The organism is Flavobacterium fryxellicola, from assembly GCF_900143245.1.
In the GTDB taxonomy this organism is placed as follows: Bacteria; Bacteroidota; Bacteroidia; order Flavobacteriales; family Flavobacteriaceae; genus Flavobacterium; species Flavobacterium fryxellicola.
In genome coordinates this window covers 34,976-44,044 of sequence record NZ_FRDK01000003.1, presented here as the reverse complement: position 1 = coordinate 44,044, position 9,069 = coordinate 34,976, and the positions used below count along the sequence as shown (strand labels likewise).

General features: G+C 34.5%; 5 protein-coding genes. 2 read left to right on the top strand and 3 right to left on the bottom strand.

The genetic code is table 11. From position 1 onward, the window contains the following. Nucleotides 1–44: 44 nt before the first annotated feature. From BUA03_RS06360 to BUA03_RS06350, 3 genes are all read right to left on the bottom strand, one after another. A complete protein-coding gene (locus tag BUA03_RS06360) occupies nucleotides 45–1,559 on the bottom strand; it encodes a RagB/SusD family nutrient uptake outer membrane protein (protein WP_066080410.1) in 1,515 nt (504 codons plus the stop codon). Nucleotides 1,560–1,570: 11 nt separating this feature from the next. Further along, nucleotides 1,571–4,549 carry a SusC/RagA family TonB-linked outer membrane protein gene (locus BUA03_RS06355; RefSeq protein ID WP_245792572.1) on the bottom strand — a complete coding sequence of 993 codons (2,979 nt, stop codon included), beginning with the start codon at nucleotides 4,547–4,549 and terminating at the stop codon, nucleotides 1,571–1,573. Between the two features lie 844 nt (nucleotides 4,550–5,393). After that, the gene (locus BUA03_RS06350; RefSeq protein WP_066080413.1) at nucleotides 5,394–7,400 is read right to left on the bottom strand and encodes a kojibiose hydrolase; all 2,007 of its coding nucleotides are present in this window, start codon (nucleotides 7,398–7,400) and stop codon (nucleotides 5,394–5,396) included. 163 nt (nucleotides 7,401–7,563) lie between these two features. Between BUA03_RS06350 and BUA03_RS06345 the strand changes: the two genes are divergently transcribed. Both BUA03_RS06345 and BUA03_RS06340 read left to right on the top strand, forming a co-directional pair. Next, nucleotides 7,564–7,833: a hypothetical protein gene (locus tag BUA03_RS06345; RefSeq protein WP_066080415.1), complete on the top strand. Its 270-nt coding sequence runs from the start codon at nucleotides 7,564–7,566 to the stop codon at nucleotides 7,831–7,833. 70 nt (nucleotides 7,834–7,903) lie between these two features. Continuing rightward, nucleotides 7,904–8,923: a LacI family DNA-binding transcriptional regulator gene (locus tag BUA03_RS06340; RefSeq protein ID WP_066080419.1), complete on the top strand. Its 1,020-nt coding sequence runs from the start codon at nucleotides 7,904–7,906 to the stop codon at nucleotides 8,921–8,923. The last annotated feature ends 146 nt before the right edge of the window (nucleotides 8,924–9,069 follow it).

Sequence of the window (9,069 nt, the reverse complement as noted above, 5' to 3'; positions counted from 1 at the left end):
CTCTTTATGACTAACTCAAAAAACAATAAATAGTAAACAAATCTTTAGTATCCTGGGTTTTGTTTCAAATTCGCATTAAACAATGCATCAGCTGGAATTGGAAACAAAATATATTTATCAGCAGAAACGTAAGGTTTTAATTCTCTAACTGCTAAGAATTTTCCAAAACGAACCATGTCATTTCTTCTCCACCCTTCTAACCACAATTCTTTTCCTCTTTCTAAGTACACTCCATCCAAAGTAGCAGCAGAAGCCGCTTGACCTGATCTAGCAGCGATGTCACTCATAATAGTTCCAACACTTCCTGTACCGCCTCTTAATATTGCTTCCGCTTTCATTAACAAAGCATCAGAATAACGCATGAATACATAATCATTATCAGGAGTATTAATGTTAGCTGCATCCGGAATGTATTTTTGCATTCTGATACCGGCCGTCTCTAAAGTAGTTCCGCTTGTAATTAGGGTTACTGCTGGAGTAAAAAATAATGGATTCCCTCTTCTATCATTCAAAGCAGCTGTTCCTCCAGGTTTGTACATTTGGCCAACTTGGAAACCCACTGGATTACCAAAAGCAGCTATAATTGCAGGATCAGCATTTTTGATACGTCTGTCATTTGGATTAAACTTGTTATAGTACTCTGCTACGGTAGAGAAACCATTCCATCCATCCGGAGTCTGGTTGTAATGCATAGACATTCTCCAGTGGTATTGAATTCCTCCACCTGCTCCACCTCTTATGTTCTTAGCCGAGAATAAGATCTCCGGTGAAGTATTGTTCGCAGGTTTAAAATTATCCCAATAATCTGAAGCTAAACTACTACTGATTGCATTTATATGTCCCACCACTTTATTCATGTCAGCGGCAGCAAATGTATAAGGACCTGCAGCAGCAGCAGCGGTAAATACTCCTTTGTTCAAATACAATTTAGCTAATAGAAAATGCGCTGCATCTTTGTTAGCAAAACTAGCATCATTAACTGTTCTTGCAGGGAGTTGAGCAACCACAGCTTCTAATTCGCTAATTACGAAATCAGTCGCCTCAGTTCTAGTCCATACTTTTGGATCATCTGTTAACTTGGAACCTGCTTCTCTGTAAGGAACTTGACCAAACAAATCAATTACATTATAATAGTAGAAAGCTCTCAAAAAACGAGCCTGAGGCACTTCAGCACCTGTACCGTTTTCAACTACTAAACTACAGTTGTAAACATTAGACAGCAAAGCATTCCACGCATTTCTTACCTCATTATGATCCGGTGCCCAGGTATGTACGTGAATTTGTCTCCAAGTAGCATTATCATCCCAGTCACCACCTCGTGTTGGTCCCACTAAGGCATCTGTTGACATTTCATCCAAAGCAAACATTTGCCCTTGAGTTTCAAAGCTTCGCAATCCTTCATAAGATGATTGCAATAAAGCCGCAGTATTAATAGCGCCGCCGTCTTCAGCACTATTAACAAAACCATCTAATACTTCTTCATCTAAATTGGTGCAACTTACGCCTAACGCGATTGTGCTTACAAAAAAGATGCTTTTTATAATATTTATTCTTTTCATTGTTCTATTAATTAAAATGTTACGTTAATACCAACAGCTACACTTTTTTCTCTTGGATACGATAAGTATTCCATACCTGCCGAAGGCACTCCATTCAAAGATTTATCTGTATCCACCTCTGGATCAGATCCAGAATAGCTGGTGATGATAAATAAATTAGACGCATTTACAAAGAAACGAGCTGATTTCATTTTAAATCGCTCTATTACATCTCCTTTGAAAGTATATCCTACAGTTAAATTACCCATTCTAAAGAAATCACCTTTTTCTAAATACCTAGTAGATGGTGCAGAAACATCCGCTGTCGATTGAGGCGATGTCGCCACTTCTAGGGTTATGTTTTTACCTGGATCACCACTAAATGCACTTTTAGCGAAATTGGCGTTAGTTGTATTATTATAGATGTAGTGACCAAACGCTCCGTAGAAAGAAGCACTAGCATCGAAGCCTTTATATGCTAAAGAAGTATTGAAACCAACATTGATTTTAGGTAAAGGTTGTTTGTCTAATAATTTTTTATCCGCAGTACCTAAACCCGTATCGTTACCGGCTGCATCTGCATAAATAGACATCCCATCAGCATCATACCCTCTCCACTCATAGAGATAATAAGTATAGGCAGGGTAATTAGTTGTAACTACTTGAGCATAAGCCCCAGACAAGCCTTGACCGTTTAATGCTCCTGTAGCAATAAATCCTGGAAAGTTTTTTACTTCGTTTGATAAGAAGGAAGCATTACCTGAAATATCCCATGTAAAATCTTGCGTATTAATTACACTATAATTCAAAGAAACTTCTACCCCTTTATTGATTAAGTTACCGGCTAAGTTCACAAAACGCGGCGCTGGCGGGCCAGGTTGAGAAGAAGCGGCTGGAACTGGAAAAATTAAATCTTTGGTATCCCTTTGGAAATAATCTATAGATCCTGTCAACCTATTGTTGAACAATTCAAAATCAGCACCTATACCATACGATTTAGTAGTTTCCCATTTTAAATTTTCATTTGCGTTGATTTGCTCACCAAGACCTCCATCGAGTGAATAAGAAGCTCTCGCAATAGCAGAGTTAGGTGCAAACTCTTGGTTTCCTGTGATACCATAATTTCCTCTAACTTTGAAACTATTAAACAACCCTTCTTGATCTTCAATCACTTTGTAAGCAATACCTACAGAAGGGAAATAATCATATTTGTTATTTTTTCCTAGTTTAGTAGACCCATCGGCACGCAAAGTAGCCGTTACAATTAACTTTTTATACAAAGTGGCATTAACTCTACCAAAATAGGACTGTAATTCTACTCTATTTCTGAATGAATTAACTCTAAACTCATTTCTCAAACCACCTTCAATATTGTCAATTAAATTCGTTTGTAAAGGACTATACCCTTTACCCGTAGCTGTACTTCCATCTGCCGTATAATCGTAGTATGAGTATCCAACTAATGCATCCAAATTAAAATTATCACTAAAATCATTGTTATAATTCAAGGTATGCTCAAAAGTTCTATTGAATTTGTTCAAATTAGAAATACTAGCCTGTCCATATTTAGTAACTAAAGTCTGAGGATCTGTCGCTTGAGCAACATTCGTGATTTGAATTGTTGGCAACAACTGACTTTTTCTACTTGAATTTGAGGTCTCGATACCAAATAAGAATTGGTATTTTAATTTACTATTAATTTTCCATGTCGTATTAATACTAGCTAATAATTTATTAGTGTTTGTATAATCTTTGTATGCATCAAGCAATTGAACAGGATTCAAATAATCATTTCCTACAAAGGTATAAGATCCGTCTGGGGCATAAATTGGTAGCGTCGGATTCCAGTATAGCGCTGCACCCATAAGATTCCCAACAGCTCCAGCATTATTAGATAATAACGTCGCTTCATCCTTTAAAGAGGCATAGATAATTCTTTCTTCTATTTTCAACGCACCTCCGAAGAAATCATTTGAATTGTAAACAGTAGCGTTGTATTTATCCAATCCTGTGTTTTTAACGATACCATTCGTACTTGAAGCACCTAAGGAAATTCTAGTATTGGAATTTTCTGTAGTTTTAGCAAAAGATAGATCATGATTAGTTGAAAAACCATTTCTCAAAACAGCATCTTCCCAATCATAAGATCTAGATCCCTTATCTATACCACCAGCAGCAACAAATTGATTCGCATCCATAACATCCAGATTACCTGACATTTTACTGAACTGTACAGAGGAGCTGTAATTTATTTGTGGTACATTCGATTTTCCTTTTTTAGTTGTGATTACAATTACCCCATTAGATCCACGAGAACCATAGATAGCAGTTGAAGAGGCATCTTTCAATACACTTATACTTTCTATATCATTTTGATTCACAAAGTTTAATGGATTCTTAGCAGAAGAACTTCCTAATAAATCATCTCCTCCACCGGAAACATTTCCACCGTCCAAAGGAACACCATCAATAACGATTAATGGGCTATTACCTGAACGAATAGAAGAGTTACCACGAACTCTAATTGCTACACCAGCGCCTGGCTCACCACTGGATTGTGTAACTTGAACACCCGCTACTTTCCCTCTTAATAATTGTGCTGGAGACGGAGAAGAAACATTATCAAAATCTTTTGCTCCAATTTGATCCACTGCACCAGTCGCATCTTTCTTTCTTACTGAACCGTAGCCTATCACTACAACTTCTTTCAATTCAGCAGAATCCTCTAATAATGTGATTTGAACGGTACTTTTACCTGCCACATTTATCTCTTGAGGTTTAAGACCAATGTAACTAAAAATTAAAACTGCGTTTGAGGCAACATTTTTGATAGTAAATTTTCCATCGAAATCAGTTTGTGCTCCATTTGTTGTTCCTTTAACTAAGACAGAAGCCCCCGGAAGTGGACCGCTGGCATCCGATACTGTACCTGACACATCTTGCGAATAAGTCAAACTTGTACACAGCATCGTTAGAAACACCATCAAGCCTTTAATTAGACTATTTTTCATACGTAATAAATAAGTTGGTTAATAATTTGTTTAAATGGTTTGTTTAAATATTAATATCAAACATAATTATAATTTTATGATAAAATTAAGATTTTACCAAACTATAACGTTTTCGTTGTGCCGAAAACGTTTTCGATTTTAAAATTAATACCTTAAAAATTTAATACTAAAATTATACTAAACACAAAAATAAGAGCATAAAAAACACATTACTACACTTTATTAGCAGTTATATTACAAATTAATCGCCAATTAATCAAAAAAAAGTCTTTTAACAAAATATCATTGCGAATTATTCATCATAATTAAGTCAAATGCAACAAATTGATAATCTGCAGCCACCACTTTCAATTTAAAAAATCATAGTTTCTGTAATTAGCATACTCCTTTTTTAATCTCTGTTTTAAAGGCTTAAAATAACATAGTAACGAAACGAATTTTATTACAAAAACACCACTTTAACAGCTCTTAATTGGGAGGTTTAAACTTATAAAAATATAAGTGTTCCATTCTAAGATTTAAAAATAGAAACCTAAAAATAGCGACAGTGGAATCGAAAATTCTTCTTTCTGATTTTAACTATTTTTTAATCTAACTATCTTCTTCTTATAGTTTCCCGATTTCTTTCATCATCACAATACGGAAGTAAAGTAGCCTAGTTCTGTATTTGTATCTTAAGGAATACCTACTCCAATATTTAGCAAAATTTTAAAAAGTAGGTGCCAAATGAGGAGAAAAGACCAATGGATTAAAAAAAATAGCAAACAAAAAAAAGCCACGAATACCACTTTAAATCCTTTCAAAATGGATCAATTTGATATTCGTGGCAGAAAAAAATAAAATACTATTGTATCGTAATCGTTTTGTTATCCACTCCAAGACCAATAATCTTTAGCGATTTCCATTGTTTCGGCAGAAGTCCTTTGTTGTATTTCAATCCCATATCGGTTTGCTCCACACCGCCAAAACCATAAATAACGGCTTGAAGCATAGCTCCTGCACCTGTTGCAAAGTAAGGATTATTACTATTGGCTGATTCTGAAAACACGCCAAAAGGAGGACGGCTGTTTGGTAAATAAGATTTCACAAAATAAGTATACGCTTTTTCTCTATCGCCTAATCTCGCATATAAAACGGACAAAACTCCAGAGGCCATCGCTGGTCCATCTTTTTTGTCAATTTTTTCAGCATAATACTCTAAGTCTCTTTTTATCTGCTCTTTATCACTGATTATATGCAAGGGATACGCCAGCAAATTTACATCCGCTTGTTTTATCATTTGTCCTTGATATCCTTTGTAATTTTGTGTTATTCCATTCTCTTTGTGAATAACTAATTTCTCAGATACTTCTTTCCATTTTGGATTTATTGGTTCACCCAAAATTGTAGCGGCTTTGATCGTGTTTTTTAAAGACTCTATAGCAGAAGCATTTGTAAAAGCATTATCATCTACATGTTGCGCATATTCATCTGCCCCAACAACATTTAATATAGAAAAACTTCCATCCTGATTTTTAACTACCCGACTTACCCAGAAATCAGCTGTTTCTTTTAGAACATCCCATTCTTTTTTCAACCATGATTTATCTTGAGTGTAGGTGTAATAATTCCAAAAAGCTATCGAAACATCCGCTGTAATATGTTGCTCAAAAATCCCAGTCAAAGCCCAAGTTGGTGTAGCTTCTTCTCCCGTATCATCTGACTCCCAAGGATACATAGCTCCTTTATATCCATAAATAAACGCTTTCTGTTTTGCCTTCTGCAAACGATCGGAACGATAATCCAAACAAGATTTTGCCATGTCAGGCTGTAAAGCTAAAAGTGTAGGATACATCCAAAGTTCAGTATCCCAAAAAATATGCCCATTATACCCTTGTGAAGACAAACCCATTGGCGCAATACTTTGTCTTGTATCAGCACGGATGTACGAATACAAGTTGTACAAAGCAAAACGAACCCGCTGTTGTGCATCTAGATCACCTTCAATTTGAATGTCACCCGTATTCCATAATTCAACCCAAGCTTGCTTGTGTCTTTTTAATAATTTATCGATTCCTTCTTGTAAGGCATAAATGGGTTGTCTTTCGGACTCATTCAAAGGGTCTGTAACGTCCTTAGAGGTGCAAATTCCTCCTGCAATAGCAAAGCGATATTTTTTTCCTTTGACCAATTTTTTGGTAAAACCAACTTCGTTACCATTTTGCTTTAACACTTCACTTTCTCCATCAAAAAGAAAAGTAGTTGAAGCCGCTACGGTATATTTCCCTGTTAAAGTTTTAGCTGTTGTACCAAAAACGGGCATTAAATATTGATTGTCTTTCAAAACCCTAAACTGACTTTTAGCCTCTTTCAATTCATCAGGAACGGTCATGTAATTGTTAGCCGAAATTTCAATATCCTTTGTTGGGATAATTTCGACAATCGCCATCGCAGAAAAAGGAATCGCTCTATTGGCCAAAATTGTATAGTTGATATTCGCAAAATCTTTAAAGGAGAACGAAGTAGTGCTGGTTCCCTCTTTCATCGAAATTACTTGGCTCCAATCAGTAATGTTGTCTGATTTGATTTCCTGATTGTTTATAGTCAAACGCAAGTTTAAAAACTCGATTCCTCTAACAATTCTACTGATCCCATTTTCAGGACTTCCGTCATAAACTCCATTCAAGATAATTTCTTTGGTTTTTAAAGGAGTATCGTCTGTAACAATTCCAATTTGACCATTTGCCATAGCCACACCAAAATAATTTTCTCTTGAATTTGCGAATAAGTGCCACTCATCTGATTTGGCTTGACCAAAAAGCATGGGACTTACCAAAAGAATGAAAAACACATTTTTAAATAATGAAATCATAGTTATATCTTTTAATAATAGTTTCAAACATATATAATTTATTCGTCAAACAACTCAAAATTTCAATATAGTATCTTTATTATAAATCGAAAACGTTTTCGGCTTATCAAATACATTTTTGATTCATTTTATTTAAATATTTAAAAAATACTATCCTATTTTTATGAAGTTCATAAAAAAAATACCATCGGTTTTAGTGGCTTATGGAACGATATCACTCTTTTTTTCTTGTAAAAAAGAAAGCAATAAAGAGGTATTTGTTATCGATTCGTCTGAAAAAATAGCGCTAGACTCTTCAAAAACATACCAAGAACCTTTTCGCCCACAATTTCATTTTTCACCTGAAAAAAAATGGATGAACGATACCAACGAAATGGTTTTTTACAAAGGAATTTTGCATTATATAAGCAAAAAACTGTTTCCTGAAAATTGATTTGCTACAAATAAATTGTAGATTCGTTTGCAATAAGCAACTTGCTGCTTTTAGTGCCTTGACAAAAAAGATGACTAATACCACTCTAAAAGAAATCGCTTGCCAATTAGGCATTTCAATAACAACCGTTTCAAAAGCATTGAAAGGGTACTCTGATGTGAGTGCAAAAACGAAAAAAGCAGTAATCGATTTAGCCAATCATTTAAATTATACTCCAAATAGCTTTGCGGTAAATCTTCGAACAAAAGAATCAAAAACAATAGGTTTAATCATTCCAACCCTCGTTCATGATTTTTTTTCAACAGTTATAAAAGGAATCCTAGAAGAGGCGGAGAAAAGAGATTACCTAGTTATTATATTACAATCCAATGAAAAATTAGAATTTGAAAAAACACAAATTGCCCTTTTATTAAACAAAAGAGTTGATGGTATTTTAATGTCCCTATCAAACGAAACTGGCGAATTTGAACATTTAAAATCGATTATTTCTCACAATACGCCACTGGTACTTTTTGATAAAATAGCTAAACTTGTTACTTGTTCGAAGGTGACAATTAATGATAAAAAAGCAGCTTATGATGCCGTTTGTTATCTTATAAAAAAAGGATACAAAAAAATTGCTCATTTTAGAGGTTCTTATATGCCACAGAATTCAATTGACCGTTTTTTAGGATACAAAAAAGCACTAGAAGATCATAATATTGCTTATGATTCGTCCCTTGTTTTTGTATGTGACAACAACATGGATTTTGATGATGGATATGAAAATGCTAAAAAAGTGATTGATGAACATTCAGAAATTGATGCTATTTTTGCTGTTACGGATTTAGTAGCGATTGGAATCATCAAGTATTTCAATGAAGTTGGAATTATTATTCCAAATCAAATTGCTGTTTTGGGTTTCAGTAATTGGTTCATGTCAAGTGTTGTAACACCACAACTATCCACAATTGACCAGCCAGGGTTTGAAATTGGTAAAAGATCAGCATCAATTTTGTTTGATGAGATTAATTTAAAAAAGAACAATTTCCCTGTCGTCTTTCAGTCCATAGAATTACCAACATATATAATTGAAAGAGAGTCTACCTAAAAAATCTAAATTTCATTAAAAATATTTTCCCCCTTGGTCCTACCCCCTAATCCGCTTATTTTAACGATTCTACATTAATTTGTTTTTTTGTCGTAAAAACTGATAAATTAGATAAAAATTAATATCTTGGTATGAAATATTGCATC